We start from the raw sequence: 15,505 nt of genomic DNA, 5'->3' as shown, positions 1-15,505 counted from the left end.
TTTTATATATCTTTAATCTTAAAAAACAAATCACAAAGCATATTACACGCTGCGTTCACATGCTCATCCTCAATGATAAGTGGTGGGGTTATCCTTACTACTTTGTTGTTTAAAACCCTAGTTATTATTAAACCTTTATCAAGAGATCGACTAATAATTTTATCAGCTACAGGAGTTGCTAGTTCTATTCCCATTAGTAACCCTTCTCCACGAACTTCTGAAATCATCTCAGGAAATTCTTTAGCTAAAGGCAACAGCTTCTCTTTTAAATATTTACTAATTCTCTTAACATGATCAAAAAAGCCTTCTTTTAGCATTATATCGAGCACTGCATTACCAACAGTCATGGCAAGTGGATTGCCACCATAGGTTGATCCATGAGTTCCTGGAGTGATTGCTTCTGCTATGTAATCTTTTACTAAACATGCAGCTAGAGGAAAACCGTTACCCATAGCTTTTGCACAGGTTAGCATATCAGGTTCAATGCCGACATTTCGATAATAAAATAAAGAACCGATGCGTCCATATCCGCATTGCACTTCATCAAAGCACAAAATTATCCCTTGAGCTTTTGTTATTTTCCTTACTTTTTGAAGATATTCTACGTCTAGTGGATATACTCCGCCTTCGCTTTGTATGGGCTCTAAAAACACAGCAGCTGTTTCATCGCTGATTTTTTTCTCCAAAGCTTTAATGTCATTTCTTGGCACTTTATCAAAACCAGAAAGAAGCGGAGCAAAACCTTCGCGTGATTTTTCATTGCCTCCAGCAGAAATTGCAGCAATACTGCGGCCATGAAACCCTCCTTCAATTGTAACAATATGATTACGTTTTGCTTGCCCTTTTGAATAAAAGTAACGACGAATAAACTTAATTGCAGCTTCTGTTGCTTCAAGCCCACTTGAGCAGAAAAAAACTTTATCTGCAAAAGTAAGGGTTGTTAAACGGTCAGCAAGCCTTTCTTGCTCGGGAATAGTGAAAATGTTAGAGCAGTGCCATAGTGAGCTCAATTGCTCTTTCAGTTTGTCTGTAATGTATGGATGACAATGCCCTAAAGAAGTTGTAGAAATACCTGCAGCAAAATCTAAATATTTTTTACCATCTTTGTCAAAAAGATATGCCCCCTCTCCCCTAACTATAGGAGTGTCAAGTCTATTGTACGCACTAACAACATGATCCATTTTATAAGTATTGTGGTATTATCTGTATTATACCTGAAATGAATCCATTAACACAAAGCTTTTCCTTTAACCTCTTATGCTACCTCAACTAAAAATTTGGCTAATGCAGACCCTTTCTGTCATTCTATAGCTAAAGTGACTTAAGACCTGCTGAAAAAGGTGATTGAAAAAATGATGTGAGAGAGGTAGAAGAAGAATAAGCAGATCAAGTAAGGAAAAAAAATGAGCTTTAGTTACTATAATATGAAAAAACACCCAAGAAACTTTCGTAATATAACAGGTTTAACTATAGAGGAGTTCGAAAAAGTAGTGGAAAAAGTGAGGTCTGGATGGGAAAAACAGAAAAAGTGTCATGGTAGAAGATCAAAACTACCAACTCTGGAAGATAAGTTGTTTTGCGTAATTTTGTACTATCGCACTTACATAACACATAGATTTTTAGGATGCCTATTCAATGTACACAACGCAAATGTATGTAGGTTACTTAAGAGAATAGAGCCATTACTCGCCAAAAAAGTGACTATAACAAAAGATAGAAGTATGACGCCAGAAAAAATACTGAAGATTTTGGCTGATGTTACAGAACAGCAAATACAGAGACCAGAAGATAAGACCTGCTGCGAATCAAGCGATAAAAAAAAGGAAAGGAGGGTGACTAAAATCAAGGTTAACTAAAAGGCGTGCTTAAGATTTACAATACCAGCAATAATATTGAACCTCAGGTTATATTTTTTCTGAAAATTGCGATAAACATTCGACATAATCTTAAATATCTTTATCTCTCGGATCTTGTTTTCTACTCTCATTCTAAATGATGCTAATCTTCTATTATGCTCTGGAGTTAATGGCTTTTTACGATACTTTTTATATGGAATTATAACATTGCTTTGCAATTTTTGCCAACCTTGATATCCAGAATCGGCATGTTTTATGCTATCAAGTGGTAAATATTTTTCTTGTTTCCTTATGCGGAAATCACTAATTCTACCACGGTATGACTTTGACACTGATAAAATTCTTCCTCCTTCTTCGATAATAATCTCAGTTTTCATAGTGTTGGTTCTTTTTTTTCCTGAATATGATTTCTTCCGTTTTTTACTATCTTCTGGTCTCTGTATTTGCTGTTCTGTAACATCAGCCAAAATCTTCAGTATTTTTTCTGGCGTCATACTTCTATCTTTTGTTATAGTCACTTTTTTGGCGAGTAATGGCTCTATTCTCTTAAGTAACCTACATACATTTGCGTTGTGTACATTGAATAGGCATCCTAAAAATCTATGTGTTATGTAAGTGCGATAGTACAAAATTACGCAAAACAACTTATCTTCCAGAGTTGGTAGTTTTGATCTTCTACCATGACACTTTTTCTGTTTTTCCCATCCAGACCTCACTTTTTCCACTACTTTTTCGAACTCCTCTATAGTTAAACCTGTTATATTACGAAAGTTTCTTGGGTATTTTTTCATATTATAGTAACTAAAGCTCATTTTTTTTCCTTACTTGATCTGCTTATTCTTCTTCTACCTCTCTCACATCATTTTTTCAATCACCTTTTTCAGCAGGTCTCAAGAAGATATAATCAGGAAATTAGCCTTAAATGGAGCAGATTTTAATGTACAAGTTGATAAGAAAATAACTGAAAAAGTGCAAAAAGAAATTGAGCCACAAATATATAGTAGGCTCAAAAAACTTAGGGAAGTTGGAGAAAACGCTACTATAGAAGGAACTGTTGAAAATGTAGAAATTGATAATAAGACCTTCTATATGGAATTTTCACATAGCTGCATAGTTGATGTCGCAAAAGTTGTAGAAGGTGCAAAAAATTTGGGCTTAAGTAAAGGAGACTTAAACCTTGGTGGCAATATTATAAAAATAGGTGATGGTGAAGTTGAAGTCAAAACTGGGAAAGGCGGTGAAAGAGACTACGTGGATATATCGGATAACAGTGCTTTTGCAGTCACATTTTATACTAGCCTAGGAGAGCTAAATTTAATGGTATATCATGACACAGAAGACTATCATCAAGTACAAATTGAGGTAGAAGATGAAGAAATGTGGAACGAGTTGCAAGAAATAGGAGAAATCGTAGGAAAGGGTTGTTTATTTAGTGGAATGTCTGTTAAAGAAGCAGTAGAAAAAGGCTGTTTTACTAGATGTGGAAGGTGGGGCGACCAAAATTCTAAAAGTAGTGAGACCTTTTCTTGGGTGAATAAATTAAAAGATAACAAAACGACATCCGTAGGACGTTCTTGATTGGAGACAAGTGGCTATGTTTCACATAGCTACTTGTATATCAGAAATAAATGGTTAACTATTACAAAGTAAAGTAGTTTTTAAAACTTAATCCAATTTACCATAAATAATTTACTTTAATTAGTATTGCTTGTAGAAGTGTTTTATATTATAAAAAATACCTGAACTTTAAAATTTGTACTATTTGTTAGCAAGAGCCTTTATCACTGAATGCACAATATCACGCAATGTTTCATCTTTAATTTTTCTATATTCTCTTACTAATCTTGATATTTCTTCGCTGCCCACATCGCTACGGAAGGCCTTATCATGCAAGTCTTCAGAGGCTTTGGTAAAAAAATATGACATATCAACGGACAGTGCTTCTGCTAACTTATATAGCCTATCAACTATAAGCCTTACCTCTCCAGTTTCATATCCTTGTATATGCTGAAATGAAATTCCAAGCTTTTTTCCTAAGTCTCTTTGGCTAAAACCACACATTAACCTTCTCTTCCTTATTCTTTCACCTATTTGCTTATCGATAGGATGTTGTATGGTCATTTTACGTATCAGATAATATACTTTGAGAAAAAGATTTTACCAATATATAAACTACACTACGTAACCTTTTGCTCTTAATTTCATTGTATCCTTTGACTAATTTTAATATCTCCTCATCATAAGCTTCATGTGAGTCGTAATGCACATCAGTAAAAAAATCAGCAACATTAATCGATAGGGCTTTTGCTAAGTCATATAGTCTACTAGCTAAAATGCAATTTGAACCATTTTCGTACCTTTGTATCTGTCTATATGAAACACCTATTCTTTTTCCTAATTCAGTTTGTGTCAAACCACAGTATAACCTAAGCTCTTTTATTTTTTTGCCTAATTCCACCTTTCATTACTAATTTTAGCTGTTCAAGCTTATATTGAATTTTTTAATTTATAAAGTGAAAAAAAGAAGGAAAGTTGGAGAACTTTCCTTCTGGTCTACAGATTACAATAAGCCACTGTCATAAAAACTAAAGTGGCTCTTCTGTGTGACAATTATATGATCTATCAATTTCATCCCTACATTTTCACAAGTTGCAGCTAATGTGAGTGTGTTATTCTCATCCTCCTTTGATGGTTCTATATCTCCGCTTGGATGATTATGTAAAATTGCAACAGATGCTGCATCAATCAGTAATCCCTGTTTTATTATTTCCCTCACATACAGAGGTACTCTGTCTATAGTTCCACAGTCTTGAATGTACTCATATATTAAATGACCACTTCGATCTAAGTATGCCACTCGTAAGCTTTCCTTTCGTGACTGCCCTATTGCTGCTTTAAAGTATTTTAGTAGCTCTTCTCTATTATCAAGAATCGACAGCTTTTTCAACTTACCTTTCAATATCCTATCGAAAATCTCTTTCAGGCAAAAGATATTTGCTATTGCTCTATCGTTTATTCCTGTAACATTTTTTAGCTCATGAAAATCAGCATTAATTACCCTTCCTAAACTACTAAAGAGCTCCATTAGCCTTTTGGCCACTTCTCTTCCTTCTGTACACGCAGATAGATTACGTTCCAGTAGCTCATGGTCAAGCAAAGATCTCCCTCTACTTGTTAGAATACGAGTTTCTAATTTCTCTTTTCTCTCACTATTATTCATAAAAACCTCCAAGATCAACATTATATACAAATTCAACGCCAGCTTTCTGACGCAGTAGTTCTCGAGGAATAACCCTCTTGAACTCTAAATTTGCAATGTTGTCCTTGTTGCTTGGGCACTGGGATGACACCTTCATAAAGGAACCAGTGTCAGCTACTTGGATGACAGGAGAATGACACCCTCCTGGTAGGCCCAAATTGCAATGTTCGTACAGTTGTGGACGTCGAGCCTATCCTAGTGTTGCATATCAAGCTCATACTCAGTATGTAAATCTTTGACCAAAGCTACAACGTATTCTTTTTGAACAATTATACTGATTTTGATTTCGGATGTTGTGATAGAAAGTATTTCTATCTTTTTTTCGCTTAAAACCTTGAGTGTGCGGTGCATCACTTCAGTGTTAGACATAACACCAATACCAATTATTGAAATTTTAGCTACATTATCGTTTATAGCATAATTTTCATTCTTATTCAGTAACTTTTCCATTAAATCAATATCAAATTTGGAGATAACAAAACTTGACCCATGTATCATATCAATTTTAACGTTTGCCCCTACTATATCTCTTAAAGTACGCAAGTTATTTGCAAGGTTAGTGAAAGTTACAAGAGCTTCATTAGTGCTATAAGCTATTCCAGTAATTAAGTATCTCTCTAGTACATCCCTTTTGTGTAGTACTGTGGTGCCTTCTACTTCTTTAAAAGTGGATAGCACTTGCACTTTAATGTTATGCTTCATTGCAAGTTGTACTGAACGATTATGCAGTATTTTAGCACCAGATGACGACATTTCCAACATTTCATCGTAAGAGATAAATTTGAGCTTGCGTGCCTTTGGAACAATTCTCGGGTCTGCTGTATATATTCCATCAATATCAGTAAAAATTTCGCAAGTTCTAACACCAAAGGCTACCGTGAAGGCAACTGCTGATATATCAGAGCCTCCTCTTCCAAAAGTAGTGATTCTATCATCATTTATACCCTGAAAACCAGCGATGATCGCGGCAGTATAACCCTCAGCAAAAGATCTTTTCACACGGTCAATCTTTATTGTTTTTATTTTAGACTCAGAATAAAAATCATCAGTTACAATTGGTAACTGCCAGGCAAGCCACGATTTAGCATTAACTCCGATCGATTGGAGAGTGATAGCTAATAGACCGCAAGAAATTTGTTCTCCTGCTGAAAGCATAACGTCATATTCTGATAACTCTTGTCTGCAACTTAAATTTGAGATTTGCCTAGCCTGAAAAGCCATTTGGTCAGTAAATCCTGCAACAGCAGATACAACAACGATTACATTACAACCTTTCTCAATATCGTTTTTTATCAAACTTGCAACTCGGTTTAAATCAGTTAGCGAAGTCCCACCAAATTTTTTTATGATTATTTTGTCCATAGTTACAATATAACTCTCTTCTGAAGAAAAATATAGTTTTTGTAGAGATAGAGGTTGTCCGGCTTCTGTTCTAACTTCCGCGATATCAATATGCTATAGGATATTGTTTGAATTTCTTTCTTGGTTTAACTTCACCATCGACATCTGGTAGTCTGCTAATGCTGTAGCAACGATGTAGACTAGAAGTGTGGGATTGAGGTTTGCAAAGCGTAGATCTAATGGCAATAGAGTATGCTTACGAAATGCAACACTCCTCTTCTAAAGTTAAAACAGTTGATCTTGGATGCTTTGGACCCATACCAGCATCTTTGGTAAATGAGCGTTTTCTCCACTTAATAATAGTTTTTGGTTTAAGGTTTGGAAAGCTTTGCTATGCTCTCTTTATTATTTTGTATTGCTCTACGCTGTTGTTCTGGCGCGCCCATGTAACCATAATTCCTCCCTTGATGATATTTTTTTCTCACATTTTATCATACCATCACACTCTGGAACTGTACATCTAATACAATTATAGAACAAGTTTAAAAGTTCTGGTAAAGTAGTTTTATTTACAAAGAATATGCTACTTGAAATTGAAAAGCGCAGCATAACAAATGCATTGTGGAAGTTGCAAGAAGCAGATCAAAGGGAAATCTTAACTCTTATACAGAGATTTGAGTTGCCAGAAGTACTAGCAAGAATATTGGTTACTCGTGGTGTTAACATAGAAAATGCGAGCGACTTCTTATATCCACTAATTAGATCGCTATTACCAGATCCCTTTCACCTTCTTGATATGGATAAAGCTGTTTCTCGTATAATACGAGCAATAAAAAATAATGAAAACATTGCAATATTTGGTGACTATGATGTTGATGGTGCAACGTCGTCAGCATTGATTAACAGGTACCTGAGAACAATTGATATACACTCTATAATCTACATTCCAGATCGTGTTGATGAGGGCTATGGATTAAACACAGATGCTTTATTACAACTTAAAAAAAACGGGATCGATTTATGTATTTCCGTTGATTGCGGTACGCTTGCATATCAACCAATAGAAGATGCAAAGGTCTTTGGTCTTGATATTATAGTTGTCGATCATCATCTTGGTACGGAAAAGTTACCAAGCGCCGTAGCAGTTGTTAACCCAAACCGTCTTGATGAAAGCTCTCCTTATACTAACCTTGCAGCAGTTGGAGTGTCATTTCTGCTGATTATTGCTCTTAATAAAAGCCTACGTGAGCAAGGATTTTTTACCAACAAAAAAGAACCGGATTTATTCGATCTACTGGATTTAGTTGCCCTTGGAACTGTTTGCGATGTTATGCAGATTACAGGCCTCAATAGAGCATTTGTCTCACAAGGATTAAAAGTTATGTCAGCAAGAAAAAACGTTGGCTTGCGTGTTTTATTTGATGCTTTGGGGATCCTTGAAAAACCAAGTGTTTCACGATTAGGGTTTAATATTGGGCCATGCATAAATGCTGGAGGAAGAATTGGAGAAGCATCGCTCGGTGCAAGGTTGCTTTCCACCGATGATGATGAAGAGGCACATTCAATCGCGCTAAAATTAATAGATTTGAATAATACAAGGAAAGTGTTAGAAAATGAGGCTCTCTTGGAAGCTACAGCACAAGCGGAAAAGTCTGCCCAATCAGGTGCGAATTTTATAATGATAAGTGGCAATTGGCACCAGGGAATAATTGGTATAATTGCATCAAGGCTAAAGGAGCAGTTTCACTTGCCAACAGTAGTGATATCTTTAAACAATGGAATAGGAAAAGCAAGCTGTAGATCAATTTTGGGAGTTGATATCGGTGCTGCAGTCCTTTCCGCAAAGTTTACAAATTTAATTATTGAAGGTGGTGGTCATGGTATGGCGGCAGGATTTTCAATTAAAGAAGACAAAATAAATGATTTGCATGATTTTTTTACTGAAAGATTTTCAAACTCTATAAATGAGAAAACTTTAAAAGCTGATAGTATAGTAACTGCTAAAGCAATAAACTTATCTCTGTGGAACCAACTGCAACGCTTGGGACCATTTGGAGTTGGGAATTCTGAACCAAGGTTTATCATTCAGGGAGCAAAGATAAGAAAGCCTGAAGTTATAGGAGTTGACCATATAAAATGTTTTATTGCTGATGATAATGTTATGGTAAGAGCTATTGCATTTCGCTCTGCAAATACTCACCTTGGCTCTGCGATCATGCAGGGTAATGTTAAAGCCATTTTGGGTAAAATCTCTATGAATTACTGGAATGGCAATGAATTTGTACAATTTTTAATAGAAGATGTATTGACTATTAGTTGAGTTACTATTTTACAATAATTACCTATCAATCTCACCAAAAACTATATCGAGTGAGCCAATAATTGCTGCAACGTCGGCAAGCATGTGTCCTTTTGCCATAAAATCCAAAGCTTGTAAATGTGCAAAGCCAGGTGCTCTTATTCGGCATCTATAAGGTCTATTGGTACCATCTGAAACTATATACACTCCAAACTCACCTTTTGGTGCCTCAACAGCTGTGTAAGCTTCACCTTTTGGTACGTGATATCCTTCTGAGTAAAGTTTAAAATGGTGAATCAGAGCTTCCATAGATTTTTTCATCTCTGCTCTTGGCGGTGGAGAAATTTTTCTATCTTCAGTTTTTATTGGGCCTCCAGGCATTTTCTCTATACACTGCTTCACCAAGCTAACAGACTGCCTAATCTCTGCCATTCTAACTAGATAACGGTCATAACAATCGCCATTTTGGCCAATAGGTATATCAAAATCTAGCTGATCATATATTTCATATGGCTGGCTTTTTCGCAAATCCCAAGCAAGCCCAGCAGCACGCAACATTGGGCCACTAAAGCCCCAATCAAGTGCCTGTTTAATTGATATTTCACTGATTCCTACAGTGCGTTGCTTCCATATCCTATTTTCTGTTAAAAGTTCATCAACATCGTCTATATACTTTGGAAATTGCTCTATAAACTTTGCAATATCCTCAATCAAGCCTTCTGGAACATCTGCTGCAACTCCACCTGGTCTGATGTAAGCTGCGTGAAACCTTGCGCCTGAAGCTCTTTCATAAAATTCCAGTATTTTTTCTCTTTCTTCAAAGAGCCATAAAAGAGGGGTCATTGCTCCAACATCAAGCGCTTGAGAAGAAACGTTCAGTAAATGATTTAGTATTCTCGTCAGTTCACAAAACAAGACACGTAAATACTTTGCCCTAATTGGGATTTCGCATTGCAACAATTCCTCTACACATAGTGAATACGCATGCTCTTGTGACATTGGTGACACATAGTCAAGGCGATCAAAATAAGGCAAAGCTTGAAGATACGTTTTATGTTCTATTAATTTTTCAGTACCACGATGCAAAAGCCCAATATGAGGATCAGCTCTCTCAACCACTTCGCCGTCCATCTCTAAAACAAGGCGCAACACTCCATGTGCAGCTGGGTGCTGAGGACCAAAATTTAACATCATTGTCTTTAGATCGGGCATGTCCAGTAGTTTAAGATATTAAAATTGTATAGGCTAAAGTGTGCTCAAAGTCAATAGACTTCTTGCATATGCTACAACTGTCATTCAGTAGAAACGAAAAAACTTACTTGACAAACTCCACCAGCCCCCTTGTCATGAAAGTGAAGCTATTTTATTTAACTTCGCAATCTCTGCAGCAGATTAAAATGACAAGAAAACTTGTATTTGGCGTACTATTGTTTAATTTTTTGCACTATGTGCACCGTATGTCTTTATAAAATTTCTAGGTTTTTACCTACATAAGCTGAAACGCGCTTATAAAGCGTTCAAGACATCACCCAACGTCAAATTTTAAAATAGAGAGTGTAATAACTAGCTACCACGGGTTTTCTATGCCTTTTTTTCTGCCTAGTAAATTTCTTAAATATTAAAGCTAAGGTTAGTTGCCGTTTAAAAGCAGCTAAATTGCAGCGTTTAAGACTTAAAAAACGCCAATACTGAAAATAGACAATGACTAGGGCTTCTTTTGCCTTTTTTTTGTTTGGTGAATTTCTTAAATATTTATGGCTAAAGTAATTTAGGCCTACCGACAACCGTCATCCCGCTACGTGTTAGCGGGATCTCTTGTTAGCGGCTGAGATACCGCGAATGAATCGCGGTATGACGGTCTGCTGCTTGTTAGCGGCTAAGAGATACCGCGGCGGTATGACGTAGGGCTACAGCCAGTGCGTGACACTGGGATCTAGACTGCAAGTAATGCATTGGGTTTTGTGAATATGGGTTTTGCGTTATAGAAAGAAACACTTTTGGTGAATTTGTAAAGAAAACTAGATCCCAGTGTCACGCACTGGGATGACAAAGAAATAGGCACTGGAATGACAAGAAGAGGGTACTTGGATAAGAGGCATTGCCCTTCTGGTAGCACAATGCTCGTACAGTTATGGAATGAATCGCGGTATGACGTAGGGAAACCTTTCTTGGGTTAGCTATACAATGCTAATAAGTGGCGAATCGTTGGTAAAACTAAAGACCTGCTGCGAATCAAGCGATAAAAAAAAGGAAAGGAGGGTGACTAAAATCAAGGTTAACTAAAAGGCGTGCTTAAGATTTACAATACCAGCAATAATATTGAACCTCAGGTTATATTTTTTCTGAAAATTGCGATAAACATTCGACATAATCTTAAATATCTTTATCTCTCGGATCTTGTTTTCTACTCTCATTCTAAATGATGCTAATCTTCTATTATGCTCTGGAGTTAATGGCTTTTTACGATACTTTTTATATGGAATTATAACATTGCTTTGCAATTTTTGCCAACCTTGATATCCAGAATCGGCATGTTTTATGCTATCAAGTGGTAAATATTTTTCTTGTTTCCTTATGCGGAAATCACTAATTCTACCACGGTATGACTTTGACACTGATAAAATTCTTCCTCCTTCTTCGATAATAATCTCAGTTTTCATAGTGTTGGTTCTTTTTTTCCTGAATATGATTTCTTCCGTTTTTTACTATCTTCTGGTCTCTGTATTTGCTGTTCTGTAACATCAGCCAAAATCTTCAGTATTTTTTCTGGCGTCATACTTCTATCTTTTGTTATAGTCACTTTTTTGGCGAGTAATGGCTCTATTCTCTTAAGTAACCTACATACATTTGCGTTGTGTACATTGAATAGGCATCCTAAAAATCTATGTGTTATGTAAGTGCGATAGTACAAAATTACGCAAAACAACTTATCTTCCAGAGTTGGTAGTTTTGATCTTCTACCATGACACTTTTTCTGTTTTTCCCATCCAGACCTCACTTTTTCCACTACTTTTTCGAACTCCTCTATAGTTAAACCTGTTATATTACGAAAGTTTCTTGGGTATTTTTTCATATTATAGTAACTAAAGCTCATTTTTTTTCCTTACTTGATCTGCTTATTCTTCTTCTACCTCTCTCACATCATTTTTTCAATCACCTTTTTCAGCAGGTCTATAGTAAAAAACGGAAGAAATCATATTCAGGAAAAAAAAGAACCAACACTATGAAAACTGAGATTATTATCGAAGAAGGAGGAAGAATTTTATCAGTGTCAAAGTCATACCGTGGTAGAATTAGTGATTTCCGCATAAGGAAACAAGAAAAATATTTACCACTTGATAGCATAAAACATGCTGATTCTGGATATCAAGGTTGGCAAAAATTGCAAAGCAATGTTATAATTCCATATAAAAAGTATCGTAAAAAGCCATTAACTCCAGAGCATAATGGAAGATTAGCATCATTTAGAATGAGAGTAGAAAACAAGATCCGAGAGATAAAGATATTTAAGATTATGTCGAATGTTTATCGCAATTTTCAGAAAAAATATAACCTGAGGTTCAATATTATTGCTGGTATTGTAAATCTTAAGCACGCCTTTTAGTTAACCTTGATTTTAGTCACCCTCCTTTCCTTTTTTTTATCGCTTGATTCGCAGCAGGTCTATTGTAACATTAGCGAAGCTAAAGCCATTTTTATTGGCAGCATTTATTCTTATTCCTAAATCCAAAGCTTCATCGACAACTTTACTTAACTCGTTTATATTTTTAGCTGCAATAGCTTTTTCCAAAAATTCATTTAGTTTCATATTTTCATATTCACTTAGCCTTATTTTGCATAAAGCTGATTGAAATGGATTGAGCTCCTCAGGATATGTTAAGACAGGTAATTTACTAATCTTTTTATTTGCTGTTGGAGCAGCTTTTATAAAATTAGGTAACAACCCTTCTTTTGCTATTCGCTCTACCGCTTTTAACATTTTACTAGACAATTTTTTACTATTTATTTTTTTCATTGTAACCCTCACTTAATTTCATTACTATTCGATCATAACGTGATAAATGTTATTTAATTGTTAACACTATACGACTTGTTGATTTACTATAAATTATAGTAACAAACTTTACGGGCATTTACGCTAGAAAAACATATCTCGTAAAAATTATTTCAATTTCAATAAAAGTTGGGTACTGTGATTGTAAAATTGAAAGAAATGGATCTCCTGTCTTATTCCACTGCAAAGCTGAAGAAGCATTGTCAGCTACTTGATGATGAAGAAAAAGTAATTCTATATGAGCAGCTGCTAGACAAGGCTAAAGACATACTTGAAAATTCAAGAGATAATGTTTCTGAACTGAAAAAGATCAGTAAAGCTGCTGTAGCAATAGAGGAAACCACCGATCAGCAGTTACTAGAAAAGTTTAATGATGACCACCCGCTAAGAGAAGTGGACATTTTAATCTACTCTCCTCAGGGAAATACTGAACATCTATTCAGCATAGATAACTCGTCAGAGCTTTATGATTTAAAAGAAGATAAGGATAAAGCTCTTTATAATGCAGTAAAATCAAATGATGTTGAGCTTGTAAAAAAGCTGCTAATGATCCTTTTACCTACAGAAGTAGGTAATTTTGATGTAGAATACTTGGAAGAATTGAAAATATTGCTGTCAGGAATTCACAAAGAATTGCAATTATCACAAGATATGAAAAATTATCTTGTAAAGACGATAAAGTTCTATAGTTTTTTATGTAGTAATTTTAGCTTATTAGTTGCAAATCCTACTGATGTAAAAGCTATGATCAATCTATTTGCTACTCAACCAAATATTGATTACCAAATAGATAAGCTTCTGCTTTCTTTTATTGTGAGAGATGTTGAGGAAAAAAAGCTAAATTCTGAAATCAAACACATGATAGAGCTTCTTGAGCAGCATGAAAGATTTGCTGAGCTCGAATATAAGGTTAGAAGATTAAGATCAGAGTTTGCATCTGGCAAAAGCAGATATTCGGCTGAAGTAATACGAAATAGCATTGCAGAACGAGAAAAAGAGATGAGGGAAATTGAGAAAAAATACGTAAGGCCAAACAATTTAATTAGCGAGAGGCAGAAATTATTAAAGCAATTACTTTGCTAGCTTTTTTTCCACTTCATAAAATTTGTTGTAAATTTGAATAAGAGGTGAAAAGTGCAATTAGGTAAAAAGATAAAACAATTAAGGCTAGATCATGGTTTAACGCAGACCGAATTGGGAAAAAGAATAGGTGTCTCATATAGACAGATACAAAGGTACGAAAATGGCTCAAATTGTGTTTTGGCTAGTAGATTATATGATTTAGCAAAAGCCCTATCGATTGATGTTGCTAACTTTTTTACTGATGTGCATGCCGGCTCACATGAAGTTTACGATGAAGAGGTGTTAAAGCTAGTCAAAGGATATAATGAGATTAAGAGCAAAAGGTTACGTAGTGCGGTTTATATATTAGTAAAATCTTTTTCTCAAAGTTACAATGAGAGTTAGTATTGCTTTGATATATAAATTAAGATGTTAATAAATGATTGTGCAAGCTGAACAGTACCCTATTGATAAACAAATAGGTGAAAGAATAAGGAAAAGAAGGTTAATGTGTGGCTTTAGTCAAAGAGATTTAGGAAAAAAGCTTGGAATTTCATTTCAGCATATACAAGGATATGAAACCGGAGAGGTAAGGCTTGTAGTTGATAGATTGTATAATTTAGCAGAAGCTTTGTCTGTTGATATGTCATATTTTTTTACCAAAGCCTCTGAAGACTTGCATGATAAGGCCTTCCGTAGCGATGTGAGCAGCGAAGAAATATCAAGATTAGTAAGAGAGTATAGAAAAATTAAAGATGAAACTTTGCGTGAAATTGTTCATTTAGTGATTAAGGCTCTTGCTAACACAGGCTTTAAAGCACAAATGGGTAAATTCTCTCCTTGACTTGTTGAAGAAAACTTAAACTTTCATTTTCTTCATCATTTTGCTTTCGATTTTCTTTAACTTTGATGCGTGTAGTTATCCCTACACAAAGTATAATGTTTTAAAAATAAAAACTTGCACCATAAAATATAGGGATTGTAAAGCTTCTAATAGAAAAGCAACAACAAGAATCATTTATTAATTCTAAAACCACAGATCAGTCTACTATGCTGCCAAGGAAGGACATTTACCAGCTGTAGAGTTTCTCATAGAAAAAGGAGCAAGAATTGATATTAAAAATTCCAATAATAGATCACCATTGGAACTTGCAAATGATGGAGGACATGAAGAAGTTGAAAATTTACTAAGAAATGAATTACTTCTTGATGCTGTCAAGAGAAAAGACCGCAGTGGAGTAGAAGCTCAACTTGATAAAGGGGCTAATGTTAATTATGTACGTCGAGAAGATGGCTGTGCACCATGCTGTCAGTTATAACCATGAAAATCTTGAGTTTGTGAAGTTCTTAATAGGGAAAGAAAAGGTGAAATTATTTAGCACCAAAGATTAAAGAAGATATAGTAAAGGGGAGGCAGCCAAGAGGTTTGAAGCTAGCTGATTTGAGAGAAATACCGGTGCTGTGGAGTGAGCAGTTGGAGAAATTATATAGACTGACGTCTTAATTTATAAAAGCCACAGGAGATAGATGTGCCAGAAATTGAGGGAAATCAGTGTTAAAAGCTTAATTATATAATAAAAATAGTGATAATCTTAATTTATATGTGAAACGACCTAAGAGCTTCAAAATTATTT

At 35.2% G+C, this 15,505-nt stretch carries 15 protein-coding genes and 4 pseudogenes; 8 read left to right on the top strand and 11 right to left on the bottom strand.

The genetic code is table 11. The features are described from left to right. Positions 1–2: 2 nt before the first annotated feature. Entirely contained in the window at positions 3–1,181 is a 1,179-nt protein-coding gene (locus MWH06_01885) for an aspartate aminotransferase family protein (GenBank protein UPA55406.1), read from the bottom strand. Positions 1,182–1,403: 222 nt separating this feature from the next. On the opposite strand from MWH06_01885, the pseudogene MWH06_01880 reads away from it, so the two are divergent. Next, positions 1,404–1,784, top strand: a pseudogene (locus tag MWH06_01880) (transposase family protein). 68 nt (positions 1,785–1,852) lie between these two features. Here MWH06_01880 and MWH06_01875 read toward each other — a convergent pair. Beyond that, positions 1,853–2,668 carry a transposase gene (locus tag MWH06_01875; GenBank protein ID UPA55405.1) on the bottom strand — a complete coding sequence of 272 codons (816 nt, stop codon included), beginning with the start codon at positions 2,666–2,668 and terminating at the stop codon, positions 1,853–1,855. Positions 2,669–2,681: 13 nt separating this feature from the next. On the opposite strand from MWH06_01875, the gene MWH06_01870 reads away from it, so the two are divergent. Next, complete coding sequence (locus MWH06_01870) at positions 2,682–3,434, top strand: hypothetical protein (GenBank protein UPA55404.1); 753 nt, start codon at positions 2,682–2,684, stop codon at positions 3,432–3,434. Between the two features lie 180 nt (positions 3,435–3,614). Here MWH06_01870 and MWH06_01865 read toward each other — a convergent pair whose 3' ends face one another. From MWH06_01865 to MWH06_01840, 6 genes and pseudogenes are all read right to left on the bottom strand, one after another. Then, entirely contained in the window at positions 3,615–3,977 is a 363-nt protein-coding gene (locus MWH06_01865) for a helix-turn-helix domain-containing protein (GenBank protein UPA55403.1), read from the bottom strand. A 1-nt stretch (position 3,978) separates the two neighbouring features. Beyond that, positions 3,979–4,314 carry a helix-turn-helix domain-containing protein gene (locus MWH06_01860; protein ID UPA55402.1) on the bottom strand — a complete coding sequence of 112 codons (336 nt, stop codon included), beginning with the start codon at positions 4,312–4,314 and terminating at the stop codon, positions 3,979–3,981. 102 nt (positions 4,315–4,416) lie between these two features. After that, entirely contained in the window at positions 4,417–5,076 is a 660-nt protein-coding gene (gene radC, locus MWH06_01855; GenBank protein UPA55401.1) for a DNA repair protein RadC, read from the bottom strand. Continuing rightward, positions 5,069–5,272 (bottom strand): hypothetical protein, encoded by a 204-nt coding sequence (locus MWH06_01850; protein ID UPA55400.1) that lies wholly within the window; start codon positions 5,270–5,272, stop codon positions 5,069–5,071. Before MWH06_01850 ends, radC begins: the two co-directional genes overlap by 8 nt. A gap of 38 nt (positions 5,273–5,310) precedes the next feature. Continuing rightward, positions 5,311–6,477, bottom strand: coding sequence for an aspartate kinase (locus tag MWH06_01845; GenBank protein ID UPA55722.1), 1,167 nt, complete (start codon positions 6,475–6,477; stop codon positions 5,311–5,313). A 54-nt stretch (positions 6,478–6,531) separates the two neighbouring features. Continuing rightward, positions 6,532–6,951, bottom strand: a pseudogene (locus MWH06_01840) (hypothetical protein). Between the two features lie 85 nt (positions 6,952–7,036). Between MWH06_01840 and recJ the strand changes: the two are divergent. Continuing rightward, the gene (gene recJ, locus MWH06_01835; protein UPA55399.1) at positions 7,037–8,776 is read left to right on the top strand and encodes a single-stranded-DNA-specific exonuclease RecJ; all 1,740 of its coding nucleotides are present in this window, start codon (positions 7,037–7,039) and stop codon (positions 8,774–8,776) included. Positions 8,777–8,794: 18 nt separating this feature from the next. On the opposite strand, the gene MWH06_01830 is transcribed toward recJ, so the two are convergent. Both MWH06_01830 and MWH06_01825 read right to left on the bottom strand, forming a co-directional pair. Beyond that, positions 8,795–9,967 (bottom strand): NADH-quinone oxidoreductase subunit D, encoded by a 1,173-nt coding sequence (locus MWH06_01830; protein UPA55398.1) that lies wholly within the window; start codon positions 9,965–9,967, stop codon positions 8,795–8,797. Positions 9,968–11,034: 1,067 nt separating this feature from the next. Then, a pseudogene (locus MWH06_01825) lies at positions 11,035–11,849 on the bottom strand (transposase). An 81-nt stretch (positions 11,850–11,930) separates the two neighbouring features. Here MWH06_01825 and MWH06_01820 point away from each other — a divergent pair. Then, positions 11,931–12,359, top strand: a pseudogene (locus tag MWH06_01820) (IS5/IS1182 family transposase). A gap of 36 nt (positions 12,360–12,395) precedes the next feature. Here the strand turns inward: MWH06_01820 and MWH06_01815 are convergent. After that, positions 12,396–12,770 (bottom strand): hypothetical protein, encoded by a 375-nt coding sequence (locus MWH06_01815; GenBank protein ID UPA55397.1) that lies wholly within the window; start codon positions 12,768–12,770, stop codon positions 12,396–12,398. A 198-nt stretch (positions 12,771–12,968) separates the two neighbouring features. Here MWH06_01815 and MWH06_01810 point away from each other — a divergent pair, with 198 nt between their 5' ends. From MWH06_01810 to MWH06_01795, 4 genes are all read left to right on the top strand, one after another. Continuing rightward, positions 12,969–13,892 carry a hypothetical protein gene (locus MWH06_01810; GenBank protein ID UPA55396.1) on the top strand — a complete coding sequence of 308 codons (924 nt, stop codon included), beginning with the start codon at positions 12,969–12,971 and terminating at the stop codon, positions 13,890–13,892. Positions 13,893–13,943: 51 nt separating this feature from the next. Beyond that, the gene (locus tag MWH06_01805; protein UPA55395.1) at positions 13,944–14,276 is read left to right on the top strand and encodes a helix-turn-helix domain-containing protein; all 333 of its coding nucleotides are present in this window, start codon (positions 13,944–13,946) and stop codon (positions 14,274–14,276) included. Between the two features lie 34 nt (positions 14,277–14,310). Continuing rightward, positions 14,311–14,715: a helix-turn-helix domain-containing protein gene (locus MWH06_01800; GenBank protein ID UPA55394.1), complete on the top strand. Its 405-nt coding sequence runs from the start codon at positions 14,311–14,313 to the stop codon at positions 14,713–14,715. Between the two features lie 298 nt (positions 14,716–15,013). Further along, positions 15,014–15,190, top strand: a complete 177-nt coding sequence (locus tag MWH06_01795; protein ID UPA55393.1) for a hypothetical protein — start codon at positions 15,014–15,016, stop codon at positions 15,188–15,190. The last annotated feature ends 315 nt before the right edge of the window (positions 15,191–15,505 follow it).

Source organism: Wolbachia pipientis (assembly GCA_023052945.1).
Classification (GTDB): domain Bacteria; phylum Pseudomonadota; class Alphaproteobacteria; order Rickettsiales; family Anaplasmataceae; genus Wolbachia.
The sequence above is the reverse complement of the archived record's forward strand: the minus strand, read 5'-3'. Positions and strand labels throughout refer to the sequence as shown.

Excerpts from the sequence above, each read along its gene's own strand:
- MWH06_01885 (UPA55406.1), bottom strand. The coding sequence starts at position 1,181 with ATGGATCATGTTGTTAGTGCGTACAATAGACTTGACACTCCTATAGTT.
- MWH06_01875 (UPA55405.1), bottom strand. The coding sequence starts at position 2,668 with ATGAGCTTTAGTTACTATAATATGAAAAAATACCCAAGAAACTTTCGT.
- MWH06_01865 (UPA55403.1), bottom strand. The coding sequence starts at position 3,977 with ATGACCATACAACATCCTATCGATAAGCAAATAGGTGAAAGAATAAGG.
- radC (UPA55401.1), bottom strand. The coding sequence starts at position 5,076 with ATGAATAATAGTGAGAGAAAAGAGAAATTAGAAACTCGTATTCTAACA.
- MWH06_01845 (UPA55722.1), bottom strand. The coding sequence starts at position 6,477 with ATGGACAAAATAATCATAAAAAAATTTGGTGGGACTTCGCTAACTGAT.
- recJ (UPA55399.1), top strand. The coding sequence starts at position 7,037 with ATGCTACTTGAAATTGAAAAGCGCAGCATAACAAATGCATTGTGGAAG.
- MWH06_01830 (UPA55398.1), bottom strand. The coding sequence starts at position 9,967 with ATGCCCGATCTAAAGACAATGATGTTAAATTTTGGTCCTCAGCACCCA.
- MWH06_01815 (UPA55397.1), bottom strand. The coding sequence starts at position 12,770 with ATGAAAAAAATAAATAGTAAAAAATTGTCTAGTAAAATGTTAAAAGCG.
- MWH06_01810 (UPA55396.1), top strand. The coding sequence starts at position 12,969 with ATGGATCTCCTGTCTTATTCCACTGCAAAGCTGAAGAAGCATTGTCAG.
- MWH06_01800 (UPA55394.1), top strand. The coding sequence starts at position 14,311 with ATGATTGTGCAAGCTGAACAGTACCCTATTGATAAACAAATAGGTGAA.